Here is a 22,707-nt window from a genome sequence, read left to right on the forward strand (position 1 = left end):
TCTTATAATATTATGGCCAGAAAACGGACCGTTTTACCATCGAGTGCCTTCATGCCGTGCGGGAGTCCGGAGTCGAAATAGAGGCTGTCTCCGGGTTCGAGTTCGATCTGTTTTCCGTTGAGTTCGATGAGCAGGCGCCCTTCGAGGACATAGTTCATCTCCTGTCCGGGGTGCATGTTGAGGTGCATGGGGGCATCGTCGGGCGCGGGTTCCACGGTCACGATGAAGGGATCGATGCGGCGGTCGCGGAATCCCGCGGCGAGGGCTTCGTACTTGTAGGCCTTGCGGCGTTCGACGGAGACGCCCTTCCCGGCGCGGGTAATGAAGTAGGAGTTCATGCGGGGTTCCTCGCCGAACATCAGCACGTCGAGGCTGATGCCGTAGTGGCGGGAGATGGTCTGCAGGAGATTGACCGAAATATCGGCCTTGCCGCTTTCGAGTTCCCGATACTGTTCGAGGGAGATATGACAGCTGTCGGCCACCTCCTGTTCGGATAAATCGAGGACTTCGCGCAGCCCGCGCAATCGGGTTGCGATCGAGAGAATGGGATCGTCGCACATATTTTTTTCGTTTAGAGGTGAGACCGCCGCCCTAACCATGCGGCGATTGGCCGTAAATATACGAAAAATTTTTCAAAACTTCGGAAAAAGGGCTCTAAAAGTTCCGGGCGGGCGATTTTCCGGGCCCATCGAGTCAAAAAAACGCCCTGATATTTTGCATTTCGGCGGAAAAAGGCTATATTTGTCCCCAACGAAACGAAGAGATGACGATTTTCAACCATATCCATCATCACCGCAGCCACTTCACCGAGGGGTAGACGATCATGTATGGACAGGAGGGAAAACGGACAAGCATACCGACAAACATGAAGCTCACCCCTTGCGGGGTGGGCTTTTTGTTTGGCGCGACCGCAAGGGAGAGTTTCCGCAAAGGGAACGACAACCAAAAAACAGAATAGAGATGCTGAGAATAGCGATTCAGGCCAAGGGCCGATTGAATGAACAGAGTACGAGCCTGCTTGCGGAGGCGGGCATCCAGGTCGCCGAGAGCAAGCGCAAGCTGATCTCGCAGGCCGAAGGTTTTCCGCTGGAGGTGCTGTACCTGCGCGACGACGACATTCCGCAGGCGGTTTCGATGGGCGTTGCGGATCTGGGGATCGTGGGGCTGAACGAGGTAGCGGAGAAGGGTTATCCGGTGGAGCAGCTCATGGACCTCGGGTTCGGGGGTTGCCGCATTTCGCTGGCGGTCCCGAAGGGCACGGAGTACCCGGGTCCGGAGTTTTTCCGGGGCAAGCGCATTGCGACCTCCTACCCGAACATCCTGACGCGCTACTTCGCCGAGCGGGAGATCGAGGCTGAGATCCACCGGATCGAGGGTTCGGTGGAGATTGCCCCGGCGGTGGGGATGTCGGATGCGATTTTCGACATCGTGTCGTCGGGCGGGACGCTCATCTCGAACGGACTGGTGGAGGTCGAGAAGGTCTTCTTCTCGGAGGCGGTGCTGATCGCGCACCCGGGTCTGGATGCCGGGAAGCGGCGGGAGGTCGGGCAGCTGACCTTCCGGCTGAACTCGATCCTGGAGAGCCGGGGGATGAAATACGTGCTGATGAACCTCCCGAAGGAGCGGTTGCAGGAGGCGATCCGGATCCTGCCGGGGATGCGGAGCCCGACGGTTCTGCCGCTGGCGCAGGAGGGGTGGTGTTCGATCCACGCCGTCATTGCGCAGGAGCAGCTCTGGGAGCGCATCGAACGGCTGAAGGAGATCGGTGCGGAAGGCATCCTGGTCCTGAATCTGGAAAACATGATCCGCTAAAACGACGAACGATGGAACGACTGACCATTTACAATAATCCGGCCCGGGTCGAATGGGCGGCCCTGACCGAGCGCTGTACGCGCCGCGAGGAGGAGATCACCGAACAGGTTGCGGCGATTCTCGACGAAGTGCGCAGCGGGGGCGACCGTGCGCTGCGTGCGATCACGCAACGCATCGAGGGCCGCACGCCGGACCGGCAGGAGGTTCCGGCCGGGGAGCTGCAGGCGGCCGAAAAGGAACTCTCCCCCGAACTGAAGGAGGCACTGGCTGCGGCGAAGGCGAATATCGAGGCTTTCCACCGGGCGCAGCTTCCGGGCGAGGTGCGGACGGAGACGCAGCCGGGGGTGACGTGCCTCCAGCGGGCGGTACCGATCCGGCGCGTGGGGCTCTACATCCCGGGCGGAAAGGCGCCGCTCTTCTCGACGGTGCTGATGCTGGCCGTTCCGGCGCGGGTGGCGGGCTGTCGGGAGGTGATTCTCTGCACCCCGGCGCGCCCCGACGGCACGATCGCCCCGGAGATCCGCCATGCCGCATGGTTGTGCGGTGTGGACCGCGTCTTTGCCGTGGGCGGGGCACAGGCCGTCGCGGCGATGGCCTACGGTACGGAGAGCATCCCGCGCGTGGACAAGATCTTCGGGCCGGGGAACCGCTACGTCACGAAAGCCAAGCAGCTGACCGGCGCGAACGTCGTGGCGGTGGACCTTCCGGCGGGGCCTTCGGAAGTGCTGGTGCTGGCCGACGACGGAGCATCTCCGGCATTTGCCGCCGCGGACCTGCTTTCTCAGGCCGAGCACGACGGGGACAGCCAGGCGGTGCTGGTCTGCGCCTCGATGGAGTTCGCCCTTGCCACGCAGCGGGCCGTCGAGGAGCAGTTGCGGGCGCGGCGCCGCGGGGAGATCATTCGCGAGGCGTTGCAGCAGAGCCGGATCATCATCCTGAACGACCGCGACGAGCGGATCGCCTTCTCGAACGCCTACGCCCCGGAACACCTGATCCTCTCGATGGATGAGCCGTGGGAAGCCGCCGCGCAGATCACCGATGCCGGGAGCGTCTTCATCGGGCCGTGGTCGCCGGAGAGTGCCGGGGACTACGCCTCGGGGACGAACCACACGTTGCCGACGGGCGGCTGGGCCCGCTCGTACAGCGGGGTGAACATCGATTCGTTCCTGCGGAAGATCACCTTCCAGGAGCTGACGCGCGAGGGTCTCGCGGGGCTTGCGCCGACCATCGAGACGATGGCCGAGGCCGAGGGGCTGGACGGCCACGCCGCGGCGGTACGGCTTCGTCTGGAGGCCTCCGGCGCCACGTCTTCGGAGGCCGAATAAGCCCTCCGCATGATTTCACAACGCAGACAACAAACGACCCATGAAATCCCTTGAAGAGCTGGTCCGGCCGAACATCCGGGCCCTGAAACCCTACTCCACGGCGCGCGACGAGTACGCCGGCGGGGAGATCACGACGTGGCTCGACGCCAACGAAAACCCCTACGACAACGGGCTGAACCGCTACCCTGATCCGCACCAGCGGGAGCTGAAGCGGCGGATCGCCGCGCTGAAGGGGGTGCGCGAGGGCCGGATTTTCCTCGGCAACGGCAGCGACGAGGCGATCGACCTGGCCTACCGGATCTTCTGCCGTCCGGGCCGGGACAACGCGGTTTCGATTGCCCCGACCTACGGCATGTACCGCGTGGCGGCCGACACGAACGACGTGGAGATGCGCGAGGTGGCGCTGGGCGCCGACTTCTCGCTGCCGACCGACGCGCTGCTGGCGGCAGCCGACGAACATACGAAACTGCTGTGGCTCTGCTCGCCGAACAACCCCACGGGCAACGCCTTCCCGACCGGGGAGATCGAACGGCTGCTGCGCGAATTCGCGGGGATGGTGGTCCTGGACGAAGCCTATATCGACTTCGCCGCGGAGCCGGGCTTTCTCCGTCGCCTCGACGAATTTCCGAACCTGATCATCCTGCAAACCTTCTCGAAGGCGTGGGGCATGGCGGGGATCCGCCTCGGCATGGCCTTCGCCGCGGAACCCGTTGCGGAGCTCTTCGCGCGGGTGAAGTATCCCTACAACATCAACGGCCCCACGCAGCGGATCGTTGCCGAACGCCTCTCGACGGACATCGCGCCGCAGGTTGCCGAGCTGCGCTCCGAGCGTGAGCGCATGGCGCAGGCCCTTGCCGCCTGCCCGGCCGTGGAACGGGTCTACCCTTCGGATGCGAACTTCCTGCTGGTGCGCACGGCGGCGCCCGACCGGCTCTACGACACGCTGATCGCCGCGGGGGTGATCGTCCGCAACCGCTCGCGGATCCCGGGCTGCGCCGGATGCCTTCGCATGACGATCGGCCGCCCGGAGGAGAACGACCTTCTGTTGCAAACCGTCCAAAACTTCCGCCCATGAACACGCTGAAAAAAGCCCTCTTCATCGACCGCGACGGCACGATCATCACGGAACCGGCCGACGAACAGATCGACAGCCTCGACAAGCTGACGTTCGTTCCGGGCGCCATCTCGGGACTCAAGGCCCTCGCGGGACTGGATTTCGAGTTGGTGCTGGCTACGAACCAGGACGGCCTGGGGACCGGCTCCTTCCCGGAGGCGACCTTCTGGCCGGCGCACGAAAAGATGCTTGCGACGCTCGGCGGCGAAGGCATCCGCTTCGACGACGCACTCATCGACCGCACCTTCGAGCGCGACAACGCCCCGACGCGCAAACCCCGCACGGGGATGTTTACCCGCTACCTGAACGGGGCATACGACCTCTCCGGAAGCTACGTCATCGGCGACCGCGTGACGGACCTCCAGCTGGCCCGCAACCTCGGGGCGCGGGGCATCCTGCTCCGCCCGGCGGAGGAGGGCCGGCGGATGGCGGAGGAGGCGGGGGTTGCAGAGACCTGCGTGCTGGCGACCGACTCGTGGGCGGAGATTGCGGAGTTCATCCGCCGCGGGGAGCGGCGCGTGGAGGTGCAGCGCAACACGCGCGAGACGCAGATCCGCGTACAACTGGACCTCGACGGCCGGGGCGACTTCAACGACCGCATCTCGACGGGCCTGCGCTTCCTGGACCACATGCTCTCGCAGATCGCCCACCACGGCGGGGTCTCGCTGGCGGTGGAGGCGCACGGCGACCTCGACATCGACGAACACCACACCGTGGAGGACGTGGCCATCACGCTGGGCGAAGCCATCGACCGGGCGCTGGGCTCGAAGGCCGGGATCGCCCGCTACGGCTTCGCGCTGCCGATGGACGACTGCCGGGCGCTGGTGCTGCTCGACTTCGGGGGCCGGATCGACTTCGAGTGGGAGGCGGAATTCCGCCGCGAACGGGTGGGCGACGTCCCTACGGAACTGTTCCGCCACTTCTTCCAGTCGCTGTGCTGCGCCGCGCGCTGCAACCTGCAGATCGCGGCCCGGGGCGAGAACGACCACCACAAGGCCGAAGCGATCTTCAAGGCCTTCGCCCGGGCGCTGCGCATGGCCGTACAGCGGCAAGGCTTCGGATACGACATACCCAGCAGCAAAGGAGTCCTATGATAGCCGTTGTCGATTACGATACGGGCAACCTGCGCTCGGTTGCCGATGCGCTCCGGCGGGCCGGAGCGGAGTTCACGCTCACAGCCGCCCCGGCCGTGCTGCGCGCCGCCGACCGGGTGATCCTCCCGGGTGTGGGCGAAGCGTCAAGCGCCATGGCGAAGCTGCGGGAGCGGGGTCTGGACAGCGTGATCCCGGCGCTCACGTGCCCCGTTCTGGGGATCTGCATCGGGATGCAGCTCATGTGCCTTTCGAGCGAGGAGGGCGACGCCGAATGCCTGGGGATCTTCCCCACGCGGGTGCGCCGCCTCGACGCCGATCCGGAATTTGCATCCGTTTGCGGCGGGCATCCGGAACTTCCCGACGCGGACAGCCGCACCGCCGCTCCGGAGGGCACGCCGGCCGCATCCCGGCTGAAAGTGCCCCATGTGGGATGGAATACGGTCACGGCATTGCGCACGTCGCTCTTCTCGGGGCTTCCGGAGGAGAGCTACGTCTACTACGTGCACTCCTATGCGGCGGACCTCTGCACGGCGACGGCCGCCACGACGGAGTACGGGCGGCAGTTCAGTGCGGCGCTGGCGCGTGACAACTTCTACGGCACACAGTTCCACCCGGAGAAGAGCGGCGCGGCGGGAGCGACAATAATCGGTAATTTTTTAAAACTCCAACCATGAATATCACGATTATACCGGCTACGGACCTGATCGACGGCCAGTGCGTGCGGCTGACGCAGGGCGACTACGCCAGCCGGAAGACCTACTACCGCGATCCGCTCGATGCGGCCCTACGCTTCGAGCAGGCGGGGATCCGCCGCCTGCACATGGTCGACCTCGACGGCGCGAAGGCCTCCGAACCGCGGAATCTCCGGGTCCTGGAGCGCGTGGCGACACGCACCTCGCTCGAAGTGCAGTACGGCGGCGGCATCAAGAGCCGCGAAGCCCTCGACAGCGTCTTCAATGCCGGGGCTCGGCGGGCCATCTGCGGCAGCATCGCCGTGCGCCATCCGGAGCTTTTCGCCCAATGGCTCACGGAGTTCGGGCCCGAACGGCTGATCCTCGGGGCCGACATCCGCGACGGAAAGGTGGCCGTGCAGGGGTGGCTCGAAACCGCCTCGACAAGCGCCGCCGAGCTGATCGAAGAGTTCCTGCCACAAGGTGTTGCGCAGGTTATCTGCACCGATATTTCACGTGACGGCATGCTCTGCGGCCCCTCGGCGGAGTTCTATGCCGCCCTGCAGCAGCAGTTCCCGACGGTCGAAATCACCGTCAGCGGCGGAATCTCGTCGCTGGAGGACATCCTCCGGCTCGACGAAAAAGGTCTGCGGAGCGTCATCGTCGGCAAGGCGCTCTACGAAGGACGTATCACCCTTGAAGAACTCGAACGATGCTTGCAAAACGGATAATTCCCTGCCTGGACATCCGCGACGGTCAGACCGTCAAGGGAATCCACTTCGAGGGGCTGCGGCAGGTCGGCGACCCCGTGGAGCTGGGCGCGAAGTACGCCGCACAGGGGGCCGACGAACTGGTCTACCTCGACATCAGCGCCTCGGAGGAGGGGCGCCGGACCTTCACCGGTCTGGTCACCCGCATCGCGGCCCGCATCGACATCCCCTTCACCGTCGGGGGCGGCATCTCCTCGGTGGAGGATGCCGGGCGGCTGCTCGACGCCGGGGCCGACAAGGTGACGGTCAACAGCGCCGCCGTGCGCAACCCGTCGCTGATCGACGCCATTGCGGCCAAATACGGTTCGCAATTCATCGTGGCGGCGATCGACGCCCGGCAGGTCGACGGCCGCTGGGTTGTCACGACCCATGGCGGCAAACGCCCCACCGACCGCGAACTCTTCACGTGGGCCCGGGAGACCGTCGAGCGCGGCGCCGGGGAGATCCTCTTCACCTCGATGGACCACGACGGCACGAAAAACGGCTACCCTTGCGAGACCTTCGCGCGGCTGGCCGGGCTGCCCGTGCCGATCATCGCCTCGGGCGGTGCCGGGACCGTGGACCACATCGCCGAGGTCCTCACCCGCGGACGGGCCGATGCCGCCCTGGCCGCCAGCATCTTCCATTACGACGAAATCCCGATCCCCGTCCTGAAGCGAGCGTTGAACCAACGGGGCATCCCCGTCCGACTTTAAAGCAAACCGATAAAAAATACGAAAAACACGAAAATCCCATGAAAATCCAAGCCGTTCCGTTCTCGGAACTCAACCTCGAAAAACTCCCCGACGGACTTGTTCCGGCCGTCATTCAGGATGCCCGCACCCTGCAGGTGCTGATGCTGGGCTACATGAACCGCGAGGCCTACGAAAAGAGCCTCGCCGAAGGGCGCGTCACCTTCTACAGCCGTTCGCGGCAATGCCTCTGGACCAAGGGCGAGACCAGCGGCCACTGGCTCGACATCGTTTCGGTGGCCGCCGACTGCGATGCCGACACGCTCCTCGTGCGGGTCATCCCCCACGGCCCCACCTGCCACACCGGATCGAAAACCTGCTTCGGAGAGGCCGTGCCCGAGACCGAAGGCTTCATCCGTTACCTGCAGAGCGTCATCCAGGGGCGCCACGCCGAGATGCCCGAAGGCTCCTACACCTCGAAACTCTTCACGCGCGGCGTGAACAAGATCGCCCAGAAGGTCGGCGAAGAGGCCGTCGAGACGGTTATCGAAGCCGTGGCCGGGAACCGCGACGCCATGATTTACGAGGCTTCGGACCTCATCTACCACCTGCTCGTGCTGCTCGAAGCCACCGGCTGCACGATTGCCGACCTCGAACGCGAACTGGCCCGCCGTCACTCCTGACCCCCGGGCCGGAAGAGGCCGGAAAAGGGCAAGAGAAGGGCAAGGGAGGGGCTGAAGCAGCCCTCGAGACCCCGCCACAATCCCGGAGGCCGCATGGCCCGCTGTACGGTCCCCCGGAATCGCGTAAAACGGACATTCCGCCTGTGAAAACCTGCAAGTTTTGCCGCCGGAACGTCCGTTTTTGTGTAAATTAATGCTATCTTTGCAACGAATGGCCGCCGGAGCGCGGCGGGAAACGGGCCGCCCGCCCCGGAGACAAGCCGTTAATCGCATAGAAACCAAAACAATACATCATTATGGAATTCGAAGGAACCGTCTACAAGATAATGCCGGTCACGAAGGGCACTTCGGCCCGAGGGGAATGGCAGCGTCAGGATGTCGTTTTCGAGATGAACGAAGGGTCGTTCACGCGCAAGATCTGCGTCACCTTCTTCAACAAGCCCGACGACGTAGCCCGACTGAAGGAGGGCGCCGCCTACCACGTCTCGGTGAACATCGAGTCGCGGGAGTACAACGGCCGCTGGTACACCGATATTCGCGCCTGGCGCATTCAGCCCAAGCAGCAGGAGGCTGCAGCTCCGATACCGGATCTGCCGCCCATCGTCGAGGAGCCGGCCTATACACCCGCTCAGGAGGCCGACGACCTTCCCTTCTAAAGTCCGGAGTGGAGGGGGGGGCAACCAACCCAAAACGGCAACCCGCTTTATGACGGGCTGCCGTTTTTTATATCCCTGAAGCGTCCGGAGGGAGCGGGCCGGGGTTCAATCGCCACGCATCAGGGCGGAGGGAGGGGGGGGGTGAGGTGAAGCAGGGAAGCCGTTGGGGTTCCTCTCCTCACAACAGAAGGTAATGATGCCAAAAGTGGTTGGTGGTATAAAATGTAACCGACATAATATTTGGTAGTTATAAGGATAAAATAGAGATTAGTAGAAACGGGTTTCTACTAATCTCTATTTTTATGTCAAAAAAACGAAAAATACGCTGTCCTCATTGTGGCTTTTTAGAGACAATAAAATGGGGTACTCGTAGCGGTTGCAGCCGCTATTATTGTAAGAATTGTGGCAGCTATTTTACGGATCGTCGAGACTGGATTTCCGATAAAAACAAGTTTATATGGTTCGCGCGTTGGGTTCGCGGTAAACAGCGTATTTGTGACCTTGCGAGTGAGAGCGGATACAGCGAACGCACCCTAAAAAGATACTTCTATCGGCTCTTGCCCCAGTGCCCTTTATGGCAGATACAGCGACGCGAGAAGGTAAATCTTCTGATCGACGGCACCTACTTCTCAAATAAGATTTGTCTGGTTGTATATCGGGATCACAACATCAAGATGACCCTCCTCTATCGCATAACCAGGAGTGAAACGCTGCGGGATTTGAAAGCAGACCTAACGGCTATACGCGATGTCGGCATTCAAATTGAGAGTGTCACCTGTGATGGATCTCCCAATATCATAAAAGCGGTGCGGGAAGTGTGTCCGGAGGCGATCTTGCAGCGTTGTACGGTACATGTAGCGCGAGAGATAGAGACGTGGATTACACGCAAACCACAGACCGTAGCGGCACAGGAACTCCTCGAACTGGTGCACTTGTTAAATGGAGTACAAACACATGATGAGGCACAGTTATGGATACGGGCTTTTATTGACTGGTATCGGCGACACGAACCATTTATCAATGAAAAAACCGTAGATGAGCTGTCGGGAAGATGGTGGTTTACGCATAAGATGCTGCATCGAAGTGTCTCGCATATCAAGCGTGCCATACCCGATCTGTTTTCATACACGCGATACCCTAATGTACCTAAATCTTCAAATTCTATTGAGTCGTTCTTCGGTCACTTGAAGGATAATTTAAGAATCCATCGTGGACTCTCGGAACAACATTTTAAGGACTTTGTAAAGTGGTATCTTTTCCTGAACAGCAATGATGGAATTATTAAGAAACGCAAATGACCAGAATCGTACAATTCTGGTCATTTGATCCAATACGACACCAACCACTTTTGGCATCATTACCCAACAGAAAGCCCGACGTATCGAATACGTCGGGCTTTCCATGCCCCCTTCCTCACGGGAGGAGCGAAGTAGAAACTATTTCGCGGGTTCTACGGCAGGCGTCTCGGCCGTTGCCGTCGAATCGGCAGGCGCCGGCTCCTCATACGGAGTCACGTCGATCAACTCGACCTCGAACTCCAGCGCCTCGTTCGGGCCGATGTCACGACCGGCACCGCGCGGGCCGTAAGCCAGGTCGGAGGGGATCCACAGCGTGATCGTTCCGCCCTTGCCCACGAGCTGCATACCCTCGGTCCAGCCCGGGATGACGCGGTTCAGCGGGAATTCCACAGGCTCGTCCTTGTCGTAGTCGTCCGGACGGCGCTGCTTGAGCATCTCCTGCTGCTCCTTCGTGCGGTTTGCGAATTTCGACGTATCGAAAACCTTGCCCTCACGGGTGCGGCCCGTATAGTGGACCTTCACCACGTCGCGCGGATCCTTGGCCATCACCGTCGTATCGCCCATGTTGTTCACCTTGTAGAGCAGGCCCGATTCGGTCTTCTTCACGCCCGATTTCTTCTCGATCTTCTCCAGCCAGGCCTTCGAAGCGGCAGCGTTCTCTGCGGGGCGCTTTATCATGAAGTAGTACTGCAGGTACTGGTTCACGGCATCCTCATTCATCTTGGCGTTGTTGTCGCGGACGTTCTGCATCGCCTCGACAATCCAAACCAGCTGGATCGGCATACCGCTCTGGGCAATGTTGTAGCCGATGTCGCTGCCGAAGGCATACGACAGGTCGGTGCGCTCCTCCTCCGACTCGAACATCTCCGGATCGGCGGCCGGATACTCCACCTTCGTGGAATCACCCCCTGCAAGACGGATGCTGTCCGCCTCGGCACGCTTCTTGGCGATGGCCTGAGCGCGCATCCCGCGCTTCGACATGAAATATTCCTGCAGCATCTTCAGCGCATCCTCGTGCGGCTGCGAAGCCTTGCCCAGGGCGCCTTCCCGGATACCCTCGTCCACGGCCTTGAAGTCGAACGGAATATCCTTCATCTCGTAGTTGATCCCGTAACCGATGTTCGCGCCCAGCGCATACGACAGCGAGTCGAATTTCGACAGGCTGCCCATCTGAACTCCGGTCTTGTTGCCCCCGCAGGAGGCGAGCAGTGCCGCACCCGCAAGTGCTGCAACAAAAAAGACTTTTTTCATGATCGTTTGACTATTGTTTTGATGTTTGCCTTTGTTTCGTACGCACAAAGATAGTAAAATATTGTATGATCGGTCGATTTTATCCACGTAAATTATCTGCGGCGGAACCGATTCGCGTATTTATCCACATCCAGCAACTCGATCTCGTAGTAAAGCGTGGCATTCGGGCCGATGCCCAGCGCCTCGTCCCCCTCGGCACCGTAGGCCATGTCGGCGGGCATCCACGCCTGGATCCTGCCCCCCGCACCGATCAGCTTCAAACTCTCCTGCACGCCGCGGTTCAGATTCCGGAGCGCCGACCGCACCGTATCGCCCTGCTCATAGGAGGAGACGATATCCTTTCCATCGGCCGTGCGGATCACCCAGCGCAGCACCACGCTGTCCCGGTCCGACGTCGGGATCCGGTCCTGGTCCCCGACCTCCTCGACCGTGTAGGTCACGCCCGAAGAGGTCCGTGCATACGAACGGTTCGACTTCGCAATGTCGGCCAGGAACTGCTCCTCGTAGGCCCGGGCTTTCTCCGGGAGCGCGTAGTTCACGTAGCTCAGGTAGAAGGTCTCCGCCGCCTCGACCGTCATGCGCGGGTCTCCCTCGAAAATGTCCCGAATCCCCTCGCAGACCGCCGCCACGTTGAGCGTCGAATCCATACGCTGCAGGTTCAGACCCACATTCATGCCGATGACATACGCCACCGAATCGAGGTCGGATTTCAGTTTCACGCCGTTCGTCGACTTCTTCGAACAGCCGACGGCCAACACGGCCGCCGCAAACAAAAGAATTCGTTTCATGCTTTTTGGTTCTTACGCGAAATGAACAGAATCAGGAGGCCTCCGAAGATTGCGGCAGCCACCGAACCCATCAGAATGGCGATCTTGCCCCGGTCGATCAGGTCCGGATCCGTATAGGCCAGCGAATCCACGAACAGCGACATCGTGAAACCGATACCTCCCAGGCACGCCACGGCAAAGAGCATCCGCCAGTTGGCACCCGCAGGCATCTCGGCCAGCCCCGAACGGACCGCAGCCCAGCTTGCCAGGAAAATCCCCAGCGGCTTGCCGATCAGCAGTCCGAAGAAGACGCCCATGCCCACCGATCCGATCTCCGCCGAGTAGTGGAAAATGTTGATGTACTCCAGCGAGGTGATCTCCACCCCGGCATTCGCCAGCGCGAAAATCGGCAGGATCAGGAACGTCACATACGGCGACAGGGCATTTTCAAGGCGGTAGCTCATGCCGATCGAATTCGCCGTCAGGTGGGACATCCGGCGCAGGTAAAAACGCTGCTCCTCGTTGGGGAAGGACTCCTCGTTCCCGGCCTGCAGCAGCCGCGCCTTCAGCCAGTCCATCTTGTGTGTATAGTACTCCTTGCTGTAGCGGGGCTCCATCGGGATGAGCATCGCCATGGCCACGCCCGAGATCGTCGAATGGACGCCCGAATAGTAGAACAGGCTCCAGACCACGATGGCGGGGACCAGGTAGAAGATCATCCGCTTCTCGCCCATCCTGTTCATGAAATAGACCACCACCATGATGGCCACGGCCAGCAGCAGCAGATCCAGCTGCACCTTCCCGCCGTAGAAGAGCGCGATGACCAGAATCGCCCCCAGGTCATCCGCCACGGCCAGGGCCGTAAGGAATATTTTCAACGAAACCGGGACCCGGTCGCCGAGGATCGACATGATGCCGATGGCAAATGCGATGTCGGTGGCCGTGGGGATTCCCCATCCGTTGGCAGCCGCCGTCCCGTAGTTGAACAGCGTGAAGATCACGGCCGGGGCCAGCATTCCGCCCGCTGCGGCCAGCACCGGAAGGATCGCCCGGCGCACGCTCGAAAGCTGTCCGTTGACGACCTCACGCTTGATTTCGAGACCCACCGTGAAGAAGAAGATCACCATCAGGCAGTCGTTGACGAACGTCTCGACGTCCATTCCGCGCGGGAAAACCCAGTCGATCAGCCCCTGCGGGGAGCGGATGATCAGCGAAAGGTCCGTTTCGAGCAGATCGTGGTAGTAGCCTTTCGTCGCTGGAAGGTTCGCCAGCAACATGGCGATAAGGACGCAGACGACCAGAACAACACCTCCCGCCCAGGGGGCCTCGATGAAGTTGCGTCCGCGAAGGCCGAGTGCGTGTCGACCGCGTACCCAACGGTACATGGAAAAGAGCCGCATCTATTTCTGATTTTGTTGATTATTGGATTTGAGGGTCAGGCCGCACAGCTTCCACAACATGCGGGCTCCCGCAATGGCGTCGATGCGCCCCTCCGGGGACGGAGCGACCTCCACGATATCGAACCCTATGATCCGGCGGCCCGAACGCGCCAGCGTGTCGAGCAGCCAGATCGCCTCGTTGAATCCCAGCCCCCCGCACACCGGGGTTCCCGTATGGGGGCAGTTCTCGAGCGTCAGGCCGTCGATGTCGAAACTCACGTAGACCTCCTCCGGAAGCCGTTCGACGATCTCCCGGCACTGCGCATCCCACGTCTCGCCCCGGAACCGCCCCCCGGACAGCGACAGGTCGTCGAAGGTCTCGATTCGCTCCGACGAGGCGGCCAGCGCAGCCTCCGTGGCGCTGAAGTCCCGGACAGCGACCTGCACCAGGCGCGTCACCTGCGGGATGTCGCGCAGCACGTTGTACATGATCGAGGCATGGGAGTATTCGAAACCCTCGTAGGCTTCGCGCAGATCGCAGTGGGCATCGATGTGCAGGATCCCGAACGAGGCGTGGCGGGCTCCCAGGGCCCGGATCAGGCCGTAGGGCGTCGAATGGTCGCCGCCGACCAGCCCCACGATCTTCCCCGCATCGAGCCACCGGGCGGCCTGGGCCTCGATGTTGGCGTTCAGGGTCCGGCTCCCTTCGTTCACCCGGCGGACCTTCCGCACCACATGGTCGTCATCGAGGCTTCCGCCCCCTTCGAGGTGGTCGATCACCCGTTCGGCATCGCTCCGCAGGCGCTGCGAAAGCTCCAGCAGCGTATAGTCCACGTCGGCCGTGGCGATACCCCGGCGCCAGACACCCGGGGCCAGGGGATCGTGGAAATCCAGCTGCGTCGACGCCTCGATGATCGCATCCGGGGCATAGGCCGTTCCCGCCCCGTAGGAGACCGTCACGTCCCACGGCGCCGAGATCAGCACCAGTTCCGAGGTCTCGGGTTCGAACGGCAGGCCGAAATAGGTTCCGGTGGCCACACCCACGCCATCCGGGTCGAAGGTTTTCTGTTCCATAGCGAGCTTTTGAAAGACAAAGGTACTAATTTTTACCTATATTTGCGCATCCGTCCGCAGATTATAACGGCGGGATCGTTCCGAATATCATGAAGATTGTAGCCGATAATGCCATTCCTTTTCTAAAAGGGGTTCTCGAACCCTTCGCCGAGGTGCGCTATCTCCCCGGGCGGGAAATCGCCCGCGACGACGTCCGCGAGGCCGATGCGCTGGTGACCCGGACCCGGACGCGCTGCGACAAGCGGCTTCTGGAGGGCTCCCGCGTGCGGATGATCGCCACGGCGACCATCGGATTCGACCACATCGACCTCGACTGGTGCTCCCGGAACGACATCGAGGTGGCCACGGCCGCCGGATGCAACGCCCGCGGCGTGCTGCAGTGGGTTGCCGCCGTGCTCGCCCGCCTCTCCCGCACCCAGGGCTGGAGGCCCGAGGAACGAACCTTGGGAATCATCGGGGTCGGACACGTCGGATCGCTCATCAAAAGTTATGCCGAAGCGTGGGGTTTCCGCGTTCTCTGCTGCGACCCCCCGCGCGAGGAGCGCGAGCACTGCGGGTTCCTCCCGCTCGACGCCGTGGCCCGGGAGGCCGACCTGCTCACCCTCCACACCCCGCTCGACGACTCGACCCGCCACATGGCCTGCGAGCGTCTCTTCCGGAAGATGAAGCCCGGAGCCGTCATTATCAACTCCTCGCGCGGGGAGGTCGTCGACGGAGAGGCCCTGCTCCGAAGCCCGCTGCAATGGGTGCTCGACGTCTGGGAGCATGAACCCGCCCTCAATCCCGTGCTGCTCGACCGAGCCCTCCTCGCAACCCCCCACATCGCCGGGTACTCCCTGCAGGGGAAAGCCAATGCCACGGCCCTCGCGGTAGCGGCGCTGAGCCGCCATTTCGGGCTGCCGCTCGACGGGTGGTACCCCTCCGAAGTGACCCCCTCCGTACCGCATCCGATTTCGTGGCTGGAGCTTTGCAGAACCATTCCGGAGGTCTACGACATCGAGGCCGAAAGCCGTCGGCTGAAGGCGGACGTCTCCCGCTTCGAGGCCCTGCGCGACCACTACGAATACCGCCGCGAATATTTTTAGAGGAGGGGGGGGGCAGCCACCGAGACCGCCGCAAAGCCGGAACCACCAGAAAACCGGGTGGGTCAGCCGCCGGAACCGCAGAGGTGCCGGGATCGCAAAAACCGGAAGCGCAAAGAAGCCGAAAACACCGCGGGACGAATCTGCAGGCCCGGTCCTGCGGCAGGTCCGGACCCTCCGAACGGCAAAAAGTACACAATTGGCTTTTTTTCATTATCTTTGCGCGCGAATATGTACCGTAAGATCATAAAGCCCTTGCTCTTCTCGCTCTCCATCGAGCGGGCACACCGGGCCGTCATCCTCCTGCTGCGTGTCATCGGACTGATCCCCGGGGGGCGCTGGCTGCTGCACAAATGCTACGCCGTGGAACACCCCGCCCTCGAACGCGAGGTTTTCGGCATCCGTTTCGCCAATCCCGTGGGCGTCGCAGCCGGATTCGACCGCAACGGCGAGGCTTTTCGGGAACTGGCGGCAATGGGCTTCGGATTCGTGGAGATCGGAACCATCACCCCGCAGCCCCAGTCGGGAAACCCCCGGCCCCGCGTCTTCCGGCTCCCCAAGGACCGCGCCATCATCCACCGCATCGGACTCGCAAACCGCGGACTCGAAACCTCGATCCGCCATCTGCGCAAGCCCCATGAGGGCGTAATCGTCGGCTGCAACATCGGGAAAAACACCGCAACGCCCGTCGAGAATGCCCCGGCCGACTACCTGAAACTCTTCCGCAATCTCTACCAGTACGCGGACTACTTCACCGTAAACATCAGCTGCGACAACGCCTGCCGCGACGGGTCGACCCATACCCGGGAACAGATCCTCCGCATCCTCGAACCCCTGTTCGACTTCCGCCGCGGGCAGAACCAGTACCGGCCCGTCATGCTCAAGGTATCGCCCGACATGCCCGACGAGGTGGTCGACCGCGTGGCCGACATCCTCCTCGAAACCCCGCTCGACGGAATCGTCGCCACCAACGGCACCTACTGCCGGGAGGGGCTGAAGACCAGCCGCAAAGCCCTCGAAGAGATCGGAAACGGTCGCCTCGGAGGTGCCCCGCTGACGCGCCGTGCCGTGGAGATCGTCCGGCGCATCCACACCCGTTCGGGCGGGACGTTCCCCATCATCGGGGTGGGCGGGCTGATGACCCCCGACGACGTGCGCGCGATGCTCGACGCCGGCGCCGATCTCGTACAGCTCTACACCGGATACATCTACGAAGGCCCGGGGCTGGTCGGCGAGATCTGCCGCGCCCTGATCGCCGATGAGGAGCGCCGTCGGGCCGAGGCGGCAAAAACCGAAGCAAAGGCTCCGGAAAACGCCGGAAACGCCGGAACTTCAGCCATTGCGGCGGAGGCCCCCGCCGGACATTCGGAAAAATCCCCGGAAACAGCATCCGGAACCTCCGGAGAACCCGCCGGGATGTCGGCGGGAAGCGCCCCGGAACACTCCGGAAAACAGGCATAAATCCATGAAAGCATCGATCATTACCATCGGCGATGAGATCCTCATCGGCCAGATCGTGGACACCAATTCGGTATCCATTGCCAAGCACCTCAATTCGGCGGGCATCGTCGTCCGCGAGAAGATCTCCATCGGCGACGACCGTTCGCAGATCGTCGAAACCGTCACGCGGTCCATGGAGAACGCCCAGGTGACGGTCATTACCGGCGGACTCGGCCCCACGAAAGACGACATCACCAAAAAGACCCTTGCGGAGCTCTTCCACAGCGAGATGCGCTACGACGAGACGGTCGCCGCACACGTCGAGAAGATGCTCACGGCACGCGGCATCGAATTCAACGACCTGAACCGCTCGCAGGCCCTCGTCCCGGCATGCTGCACCGTGCTCTTCAACGCCTACGGCACCGCTCCCGGCATGTGGTTCGAACGCGACGGGCATGTCGTCGTCTCGCTGCCCGGGGTTCCCTACGAGATGGAGCACCTCATGCAGGACGAGGTCATGCCCCGGCTCAAGGCCCACTTCTCGCTGCGGCAGATCGTCCACCGCACGATGATCACCGCGGGGCTGGCCGAATCGATGCTCGCCAAACGCATCGAAAACTGGGAGAACGCCCTCCCGCCCTACCTCAAGCTGGCCTATCTGCCCAACCCGGGAGCCGTGCGCCTGCGCCTCTCGGCCTACGAGGTCGAGGGCGAAAGCGTCGCCCGGGAGATCGACCGCCAGTTCGAAGCCCTGCGCAAACTCATCCCCGAATACTTCATCGGATTCGAAACCGCCTCGATCCAGGAGCTCGTCCACGGCATCCTCACCGAACGCGGGCTGACCCTCGCCACGGCCGAAAGCTGCACGGGAGGCGTCATCGCCGCGCGCTTCACCGCCATGCCCGGGGCCTCGGCCTACTTCCGCTGCGGCGTGGTCGCCTACAGCAACGAGGCGAAAGCCGACATCCTGGGTGTCGATGCCGACGACATCGCCCGCTACGGTGCCGTGAGCGAGCAGGTCGTCCGACAGATGGCCGAAGGCGTACGCCGCGTCGCCCGCGCCGACTACGCCGTCGCGACCTCCGGAATCGCCGGGCCCACGGGCGGAAGCCCCGAAAAGCCCGTCGGAACCGTCTGGATCGCCGTCGCCACACCCCGCCAAACAATCGCCCTGTGCAAACAGTGCGGCGCCGACCGCAGCCAGGTCATCGACCGCGCAAGCGCCTTCGCCATCGCCCTGCTCCGCGACGCCCTCCAGGGAAAATAGGAACCCGATACGAAAAAAAGCCGGGCGCTTTTGCGTTTTGACGAAAAGGTTGTATATTTGCAGGCCCTAAAGAGGCTTTAACAAAAACATCAACAACCATGAAAGTTTGCGAAATCACAGGCAAGGTGGCCGTTGTGGGCAACAACGTTTCCCACTCCCACCACAAGACCAAACGCAAATTCAGCCCCAATCTGAAGACGAAGCGTTTCTGGTCCGAGCAGGAAGGCCGCTGGATCACCCTCAAGGTGTCGGCCGCCGGCATGAAAACCATCAACAAGAAAGGGCTCGCTGTCGCACTGCGCGAAGCCGTTGCTCCCAAAAATCTCTACTAAAATCCTAATCCATGGCAAAGAAAGGCAACAGAGTGCAGGTCATCCTCGAATGCACCGAGCAGAAAGAGAGCGGCGTGGCAGGAATGTCCCGTTACATCACCACCAAAAACAAGAAGAACACGCCCGAACGTCTCGAACGCAGAAAGTACAACCCGTTCCTGAAGCGTGTAACCGTACACCGTGAAATCAAATAGTTAGAACAGACCTATGGCAAAGAAAGTAGTCGCAACGCTGAAAACCGGTACCGGCAAGCAGTTCACCAAGTGCATCAAGATGGTCAAGTCGGACAAAACCGGAGCATACATGTTCAAGGAAGGCGTTATTGCAAACGACCTGGTGAAGGATTTCTTCGACGAGAAGAAATAACGTATTTTAAGAGTCCGTCTCTTAAATACAAAGGGCATCTTTCGAAAGATGCCCTTTGTGTTTCTACCCCCCCCCAGCGCCCCGCTTTATCCCCGCGGATTTGGTGATTCCGTACGAAATTCATACCTTTGAAAGAAAAATCCATGTCTATCAGAACCATCGCCTTTTTCAACTGGCGCTATCCATATGGAGGCGGCGAGGTCGTGACGTTCAACCTGGCCCGGTTTTTCCGGGAAGCCGGGTTCCGGGTGCTCCTCTACACCGGAGAGCTCATCCGCGAAAAACTCCGGGCCCTGGACACGGAGACCCTCGAACTACGCCCCCTGTCCGCGCCCGGAGGCTGCAAAGCCAACGCCAACAAGGAGTTCCTGATCGAATCGATCCGGCAGGAAAAGGTCGACGTCATCATCGTGCAGGGTGTCATGGAGTTCCCGAGTGCCGCGATTCGCCAGGCCACCTCCTGCAAGGTCATCTTCTGTCTGCATAACAAACCTTTCTGGGAGATTCAGTTTCTCCGCGAGCAGAAGCCGTCCCAGATCGCCAATCCGACCCTGGCCCGCCGGATCGAATACCTCCTGCTCCGCAGGCCCGTCTACTGGCTGACTCCGAAACTGAAGAAACGGGTTACAAAGGATTATGCCCGGCTGCTGCGCTCCGTCGACAAATGCGTGCTGCTCTGCGACGAATACCGCCGCGATTTCGATGCCGCCCTGACTGCGAGATACGGCCCGGAGATCATACAGGGAAAGACTGCGGCCATCCTCAATCCGCTGACCCCGGCACTGCCCGGCCCGGAAACCGGGAAACAGAAGCGGGTGCTTTACGTCGGACGGCTGGTCCACACCCACAAACGGGTCGACCGGCTGCTGAAGATCTGGCGGCGGGTAGAGCCCCGGCATCCCGACTGGCAGTTGCAGATCGTCGGAGAGGGCGAGGAGCGCGAACGGCTCGAACGCGATGCCGCCCGCTACGGGCTCGCCAACGTCCAATTTCTCGGATACCGGGACGACATGCCCGCCATCTACCGCGCTGCGTCGGTCATCTGCCTGACCTCCAACTTCGAAGGACTTCCCATGAGCCTCATGGAAGGCCAGCAGTACGGGGTGATTCCCGTTTCGTTCGACTCCTATGCCGGGATTCGGGAGATCGCCTGCAACGGCCAGGCCGGAATCACCGTTCCGGCATTCAGCCTGCGCAAGTATGCCGACCGGCTCAACGACCTGCTCGACGATCCGGAGGCACAAGAACGGCTCCGCCAGCAGGCGCTCCTCGCCGCGAAGCGCTACGACCCGCAGACCATCGGGCAAGAGTGGCTTCGCCTGTTCGAAAAACTATAATCGAGATGAAAAAAATCGCGTTTACCATCTTCCGTTACGGAGAGGGGATCTTCGGCGGGACCGAAGCCCATTGCCGGATGCTGGCCGAACACCTGGCCCCCTACTATCAGGTCGAGGTGCTCACCACGACAATCCGGTATCCCGGATGTCCGGAACAGGATTTCCCGGCCGGGGAGAGCCTCGAAAACGGAATTCTCGTGCGTCGGTTCCAGTGCGAATCCCGTCACGAGCAATATCGTCAACGGCGGAAACCCGGGTGTCGGGCCCGAAGAGTGCGGTACCGGCTCGATCAGGCCGGGCTTTTGGCTCCGCTGGCCTCGATACACCCCGTCTGGACGTGGAACCTCGAAGCAGAACACAACTTCTTTATGACCTACGAGGAGTATGCCCCCTCCCTGGCAGAATTCGTCCGCACGCACAAGCAGGAGTATGCGGCCATCCTGCCGATCTGCTACTACTTCTCCACCACGATCTTTACGGCGCTCTCCGCCCCGGAGAAGTGCATCCTCATCCCGACGGCACACCCCGAGAAACCGCTCTATTACAGCACCTACTCGCACATCTTCACCCGAGTGGCCCACATCGCCTTCAACACGGTCTCCGAGCAGCGCCTCTGCCGGCGCATCTTCGGCCGGCACATGGCGCCGAGTTCGATCGTCGGGGTCGGGATCGAGACGGCGGAGTCCCTTCCGTGGGATTCCGTGCGTGAAAAGTTCGGGTTGCCCGAGCGCTATGTGCTCTATGTCGGGCGGCTCCACTCGGAGAAGGTCGGCAACGTGGTGCCCGAGTTCATCCGGTACCGGAAAAAGTACGGGGACGACATCCGGCTGGTACTCGTCGGGCCCGGCACGTTGAAGTCCCTGCACATCCCCGAACACCCGGCCGTGATCGCCACGGGAGCCGTCAGCGAGGCGGAGAAGAGCACGATCATCCGTCATGCCACGGTGATGGTCAACCCGTCGAGGATGGAGAGTCTGTCGCTGCTGCTGCTCGAAGCCCTGCACAACCGCATTCCGATGCTGGTGAACGGGAAGTGCGAGGTGATGAAGGACCATTGCAAGCTCAGCGGCGCGGCGCTCTGGTACGATTCCGGGCGCGATTTTCGGAGAAAACTCCATCGGTTGCTCTCCGACGAAGCGCTTCGCCGCCGGATGGGCGAGAAGGGGCCGGTCTACGTCCGCGAGCATTACGGCTGGGAGGTCGTCATTCCCAAACTCCGGGCACTTATCGAGAGCCTCTAAGTTTTTTTGAGAGGGGGGGGGCAGCCCCGGACAGCGGCCGGCGGAACAGCAGGAAACTGAACGGAGCAACAGGCCGGACGCCGCGGAGCCCCATCCCGAGAACGGACCGAAAAAAGGCGGATCGACAGTCGATCCGCCTTTTCCTTTGCCCGCCCCCGTATCAGAACCGGTGCACGGCCCGCACGAGGAACTTGTTGTATTTCGGAATCTCGACCACGTAGGGCGGTTCGATATTCATATGCGAAGTCTGGGCACTCTTCTCGTCCAGTTCCGTCGAGGAGAAGTAGTAGACCATCCGGTCCATCCGCTCGCCGCCGGCATCCTTCAGTGCCTCGTTGAACCTGTTCCGGGCCTGACGGTCGTTGCGCATCCGCGTGCCGCCGTTGTAGTTGTGGCCGATGGTCAGCAGCTCGTCGATCGCCGGGAGGTACCAGCCCTCGCCCTTGTCGCGGCACCACTTGAAGGCCGGGAAATCATCCCACGAAAGGCCGTTCGCCTCGATATAGCGCGCCACCTTCTCCATGTTGTCCCGGCCGTCGGTACGGTTGTCGGCCCCAACGACCCGCAGGTCCGGTTTGCGGAACTCGCTCCAGTGAAGGTAGATTTCATCCAGCGAAATCACCAGCCCGTGGCGCTTGTCCTCCGAAAGCTGGCACACGACGCCCTTCACGCCGTCCCGGTCGTAAAGCTCCCCGATCTCGTACTCCTTGAGCACGTACTGTCCGCCGGGAGTCTGCGACATCGCCTCCGAAGCCTCCGGGGTTGCCGGGGTTGCCGGGGTGAGCGGCATCGCCGGAACGCTGCGCGTATAGTATTCCGTCTCGCCGTTGGCGTAGCGGATATAGTGGATCTCGACCACGGGAAGCACGTAGGTCGGGCCCTCCGGATTGGAAAAGCGCTTGTAACGCACGTTCTCCGGGGTGATCTCGATCACCTTGGCTTCGACCTTCGTCGAGTCGGTCTTGACGATCAAATCCTGAGCGGCGGCCGTGAAGACCCCGCAAATGGCTGCAAGCAGCAACAGTAAACTTCTTTTCATCTTCTCGCAAAAGGGTTTGTCGCAAAGATAACGCTTTT

24 protein-coding genes are annotated in these 22,707 nt (G+C 61.8%); 18 read left to right on the forward strand and 6 right to left on the reverse strand.

Annotated elements, in window-relative coordinates; genetic code table 11:
• Positions 1 to 2 precede the first annotated feature (2 nt).
• Complete coding sequence (locus tag ABGT65_RS02250; RefSeq protein WP_346699566.1) at positions 3 to 560, reverse strand: cupin domain-containing protein; 558 nt, start codon at positions 558 to 560, stop codon at positions 3 to 5.
• Between the two features lie 400 nt (positions 561 to 960).
• Here ABGT65_RS02250 and hisG point away from each other — a divergent pair, with 400 nt between their 5' ends.
• The 10 genes from hisG (at position 961) to ABGT65_RS02300 (ending at position 10,094) form a co-directional block, all read left to right on the forward strand.
• The gene (gene hisG, locus ABGT65_RS02255) at positions 961 to 1,812 is read left to right on the forward strand and encodes an ATP phosphoribosyltransferase (protein ID WP_346699567.1); all 852 of its coding nucleotides are present in this window, start codon (positions 961 to 963) and stop codon (positions 1,810 to 1,812) included.
• Between the two features lie 11 nt (positions 1,813 to 1,823).
• Positions 1,824 to 3,137 (forward strand): histidinol dehydrogenase, encoded by a 1,314-nt coding sequence (hisD, locus tag ABGT65_RS02260; protein WP_346699568.1) that lies wholly within the window; start codon positions 1,824 to 1,826, stop codon positions 3,135 to 3,137.
• A gap of 40 nt (positions 3,138 to 3,177) precedes the next feature.
• Positions 3,178 to 4,212 carry a histidinol-phosphate transaminase gene (gene hisC, locus ABGT65_RS02265; protein ID WP_346699569.1) on the forward strand — a complete coding sequence of 345 codons (1,035 nt, stop codon included), beginning with the start codon at positions 3,178 to 3,180 and terminating at the stop codon, positions 4,210 to 4,212.
• A 5-nt stretch (positions 4,213 to 4,217) separates the two neighbouring features.
• Positions 4,218 to 5,345: a bifunctional histidinol-phosphatase/imidazoleglycerol-phosphate dehydratase HisB gene (gene hisB / locus ABGT65_RS02270; RefSeq protein WP_346703042.1), complete on the forward strand. Its 1,128-nt coding sequence runs from the start codon at positions 4,218 to 4,220 to the stop codon at positions 5,343 to 5,345.
• Positions 5,342 to 6,019, forward strand: a complete 678-nt coding sequence (locus tag ABGT65_RS02275; RefSeq protein WP_346699570.1) for an imidazole glycerol phosphate synthase subunit HisH — start codon at positions 5,342 to 5,344, stop codon at positions 6,017 to 6,019. The genes hisB and ABGT65_RS02275 overlap by 4 nt, the downstream gene beginning before the upstream one ends.
• A complete protein-coding gene (gene hisA, locus ABGT65_RS02280; protein ID WP_346699571.1) occupies positions 6,016 to 6,747 on the forward strand; it encodes a 1-(5-phosphoribosyl)-5-[(5-phosphoribosylamino)methylideneamino]imidazole-4-carboxamide isomerase in 732 nt (243 codons plus the stop codon). Before ABGT65_RS02275 ends, hisA begins: the two co-directional genes overlap by 4 nt.
• Positions 6,729 to 7,481, forward strand: a complete 753-nt coding sequence (gene hisF / locus ABGT65_RS02285; RefSeq protein WP_346699572.1) for an imidazole glycerol phosphate synthase subunit HisF — start codon at positions 6,729 to 6,731, stop codon at positions 7,479 to 7,481. Before hisA ends, hisF begins: the two co-directional genes overlap by 19 nt.
• A gap of 38 nt (positions 7,482 to 7,519) precedes the next feature.
• Positions 7,520 to 8,140: a bifunctional phosphoribosyl-AMP cyclohydrolase/phosphoribosyl-ATP diphosphatase HisIE gene (gene hisIE, locus ABGT65_RS02290; RefSeq protein WP_346699573.1), complete on the forward strand. Its 621-nt coding sequence runs from the start codon at positions 7,520 to 7,522 to the stop codon at positions 8,138 to 8,140.
• Positions 8,141 to 8,436: 296 nt separating this feature from the next.
• Complete coding sequence (locus ABGT65_RS02295) at positions 8,437 to 8,796, forward strand: DUF3127 domain-containing protein (RefSeq protein WP_346699574.1); 360 nt, start codon at positions 8,437 to 8,439, stop codon at positions 8,794 to 8,796.
• Between the two features lie 302 nt (positions 8,797 to 9,098).
• The gene (locus ABGT65_RS02300) at positions 9,099 to 10,094 is read left to right on the forward strand and encodes a transposase (RefSeq protein ID WP_149873922.1); all 996 of its coding nucleotides are present in this window, start codon (positions 9,099 to 9,101) and stop codon (positions 10,092 to 10,094) included.
• A 138-nt stretch (positions 10,095 to 10,232) separates the two neighbouring features.
• Here the strand turns inward: ABGT65_RS02300 and ABGT65_RS02305 are convergent, their stop codons facing one another.
• The 4 genes from ABGT65_RS02305 to ABGT65_RS02320 all read right to left on the reverse strand — a co-directional run bounded on the left by ABGT65_RS02305 (position 10,233) and on the right by ABGT65_RS02320 (position 14,565).
• A complete protein-coding gene (locus ABGT65_RS02305; RefSeq protein WP_346699575.1) occupies positions 10,233 to 11,345 on the reverse strand; it encodes an FKBP-type peptidyl-prolyl cis-trans isomerase N-terminal domain-containing protein in 1,113 nt (370 codons plus the stop codon).
• Between the two features lie 92 nt (positions 11,346 to 11,437).
• Positions 11,438 to 12,133 carry an FKBP-type peptidyl-prolyl cis-trans isomerase N-terminal domain-containing protein gene (locus ABGT65_RS02310; protein WP_346699576.1) on the reverse strand — a complete coding sequence of 232 codons (696 nt, stop codon included), beginning with the start codon at positions 12,131 to 12,133 and terminating at the stop codon, positions 11,438 to 11,440.
• A complete protein-coding gene (gene nhaA / locus ABGT65_RS02315) occupies positions 12,130 to 13,512 on the reverse strand; it encodes a Na+/H+ antiporter NhaA (RefSeq protein ID WP_346699577.1) in 1,383 nt (460 codons plus the stop codon). Before nhaA ends, ABGT65_RS02310 begins: the two co-directional genes overlap by 4 nt.
• Positions 13,513 to 14,565 (reverse strand): agmatinase family protein, encoded by a 1,053-nt coding sequence (locus ABGT65_RS02320; RefSeq protein WP_346699578.1) that lies wholly within the window; start codon positions 14,563 to 14,565, stop codon positions 13,513 to 13,515.
• Positions 14,566 to 14,654: 89 nt separating this feature from the next.
• On the opposite strand from ABGT65_RS02320, the gene ABGT65_RS02325 reads away from it, so the two are divergent.
• The 8 genes from ABGT65_RS02325 to ABGT65_RS02360 all read left to right on the forward strand — a co-directional run bounded on the left by ABGT65_RS02325 (position 14,655) and on the right by ABGT65_RS02360 (position 21,630).
• A complete protein-coding gene (locus ABGT65_RS02325; protein WP_346699579.1) occupies positions 14,655 to 15,650 on the forward strand; it encodes a 4-phosphoerythronate dehydrogenase in 996 nt (331 codons plus the stop codon).
• A 228-nt stretch (positions 15,651 to 15,878) separates the two neighbouring features.
• Positions 15,879 to 17,108: a quinone-dependent dihydroorotate dehydrogenase gene (locus ABGT65_RS02330; RefSeq protein WP_346699580.1), complete on the forward strand. Its 1,230-nt coding sequence runs from the start codon at positions 15,879 to 15,881 to the stop codon at positions 17,106 to 17,108.
• A 4-nt stretch (positions 17,109 to 17,112) separates the two neighbouring features.
• On the forward strand, positions 17,113 to 18,354 hold the full coding sequence (locus ABGT65_RS02335) for a competence/damage-inducible protein A (protein WP_346699581.1): 1,242 nt from the start codon (positions 17,113 to 17,115) through the stop codon (positions 18,352 to 18,354).
• Between the two features lie 98 nt (positions 18,355 to 18,452).
• Positions 18,453 to 18,686: a 50S ribosomal protein L28 gene (rpmB, locus tag ABGT65_RS02340; protein WP_346699582.1), complete on the forward strand. Its 234-nt coding sequence runs from the start codon at positions 18,453 to 18,455 to the stop codon at positions 18,684 to 18,686.
• 11 nt (positions 18,687 to 18,697) lie between these two features.
• Complete coding sequence (gene rpmG, locus ABGT65_RS02345; RefSeq protein ID WP_346699583.1) at positions 18,698 to 18,880, forward strand: 50S ribosomal protein L33; 183 nt, start codon at positions 18,698 to 18,700, stop codon at positions 18,878 to 18,880.
• Between the two features lie 13 nt (positions 18,881 to 18,893).
• Positions 18,894 to 19,052 (forward strand): DUF4295 domain-containing protein, encoded by a 159-nt coding sequence (locus ABGT65_RS02350; RefSeq protein ID WP_346699584.1) that lies wholly within the window; start codon positions 18,894 to 18,896, stop codon positions 19,050 to 19,052.
• Positions 19,053 to 19,195: 143 nt separating this feature from the next.
• A complete protein-coding gene (locus ABGT65_RS02355) occupies positions 19,196 to 20,389 on the forward strand; it encodes a glycosyltransferase (RefSeq protein ID WP_346699585.1) in 1,194 nt (397 codons plus the stop codon).
• Positions 20,390 to 20,394: 5 nt separating this feature from the next.
• Entirely contained in the window at positions 20,395 to 21,630 is a 1,236-nt protein-coding gene (locus tag ABGT65_RS02360; RefSeq protein WP_346699586.1) for a glycosyltransferase family 4 protein, read from the forward strand.
• A 160-nt stretch (positions 21,631 to 21,790) separates the two neighbouring features.
• Here the strand turns inward: ABGT65_RS02360 and ABGT65_RS02365 are convergent, their stop codons facing one another.
• On the reverse strand, positions 21,791 to 22,669 hold the full coding sequence (locus ABGT65_RS02365) for a hypothetical protein (RefSeq protein ID WP_346699587.1): 879 nt from the start codon (positions 22,667 to 22,669) through the stop codon (positions 21,791 to 21,793).
• Positions 22,670 to 22,707: the final 38 nt, after the last annotated feature.

The organism is uncultured Alistipes sp. (assembly GCF_963931675.1).
Taxonomy (GTDB): Bacteria; Bacteroidota; Bacteroidia; order Bacteroidales; family Rikenellaceae; genus Alistipes.

Coding starts and splice junctions, on each gene's coding strand:
- hisC (WP_346699569.1), top strand. CDS start 3,178: ATGAAATCCCTTGAAGAGCTGGTCCGGCCGAACATCCGGGCCCTGAAA.
- hisG (WP_346699567.1), top strand. CDS start 961: ATGCTGAGAATAGCGATTCAGGCCAAGGGCCGATTGAATGAACAGAGT.
- hisD (WP_346699568.1), top strand. CDS start 1,824: ATGGAACGACTGACCATTTACAATAATCCGGCCCGGGTCGAATGGGCG.
- ABGT65_RS02355 (WP_346699585.1), top strand. CDS start 19,196: ATGTCTATCAGAACCATCGCCTTTTTCAACTGGCGCTATCCATATGGA.
- ABGT65_RS02305 (WP_346699575.1), bottom strand. CDS start 11,345: ATGAAAAAAGTCTTTTTTGTTGCAGCACTTGCGGGTGCGGCACTGCTC.
- hisF (WP_346699572.1), top strand. CDS start 6,729: ATGCTTGCAAAACGGATAATTCCCTGCCTGGACATCCGCGACGGTCAG.
- rpmB (WP_346699582.1), top strand. CDS start 18,453: ATGAAAGTTTGCGAAATCACAGGCAAGGTGGCCGTTGTGGGCAACAAC.
- ABGT65_RS02320 (WP_346699578.1), bottom strand. CDS start 14,565: ATGGAACAGAAAACCTTCGACCCGGATGGCGTGGGTGTGGCCACCGGA.
- ABGT65_RS02330 (WP_346699580.1), top strand. CDS start 15,879: ATGTACCGTAAGATCATAAAGCCCTTGCTCTTCTCGCTCTCCATCGAG.
- ABGT65_RS02275 (WP_346699570.1), top strand. CDS start 5,342: ATGATAGCCGTTGTCGATTACGATACGGGCAACCTGCGCTCGGTTGCC.
- ABGT65_RS02335 (WP_346699581.1), top strand. CDS start 17,113: ATGAAAGCATCGATCATTACCATCGGCGATGAGATCCTCATCGGCCAG.
- ABGT65_RS02325 (WP_346699579.1), top strand. CDS start 14,655: ATGAAGATTGTAGCCGATAATGCCATTCCTTTTCTAAAAGGGGTTCTC.
- ABGT65_RS02365 (WP_346699587.1), bottom strand. CDS start 22,669: ATGAAAAGAAGTTTACTGTTGCTGCTTGCAGCCATTTGCGGGGTCTTC.
- ABGT65_RS02295 (WP_346699574.1), top strand. CDS start 8,437: ATGGAATTCGAAGGAACCGTCTACAAGATAATGCCGGTCACGAAGGGC.
- hisA (WP_346699571.1), top strand. CDS start 6,016: ATGAATATCACGATTATACCGGCTACGGACCTGATCGACGGCCAGTGC.
- ABGT65_RS02350 (WP_346699584.1), top strand. CDS start 18,894: ATGGCAAAGAAAGTAGTCGCAACGCTGAAAACCGGTACCGGCAAGCAG.
- ABGT65_RS02250 (WP_346699566.1), bottom strand. CDS start 560: ATGTGCGACGATCCCATTCTCTCGATCGCAACCCGATTGCGCGGGCTG.
- hisIE (WP_346699573.1), top strand. CDS start 7,520: ATGAAAATCCAAGCCGTTCCGTTCTCGGAACTCAACCTCGAAAAACTC.
- rpmG (WP_346699583.1), top strand. CDS start 18,698: ATGGCAAAGAAAGGCAACAGAGTGCAGGTCATCCTCGAATGCACCGAG.
- ABGT65_RS02360 (WP_346699586.1), top strand. CDS start 20,395: ATGAAAAAAATCGCGTTTACCATCTTCCGTTACGGAGAGGGGATCTTC.
- nhaA (WP_346699577.1), bottom strand. CDS start 13,512: ATGCGGCTCTTTTCCATGTACCGTTGGGTACGCGGTCGACACGCACTC.
- ABGT65_RS02300 (WP_149873922.1), top strand. CDS start 9,099: ATGTCAAAAAAACGAAAAATACGCTGTCCTCATTGTGGCTTTTTAGAG.
- ABGT65_RS02310 (WP_346699576.1), bottom strand. CDS start 12,133: ATGAAACGAATTCTTTTGTTTGCGGCGGCCGTGTTGGCCGTCGGCTGT.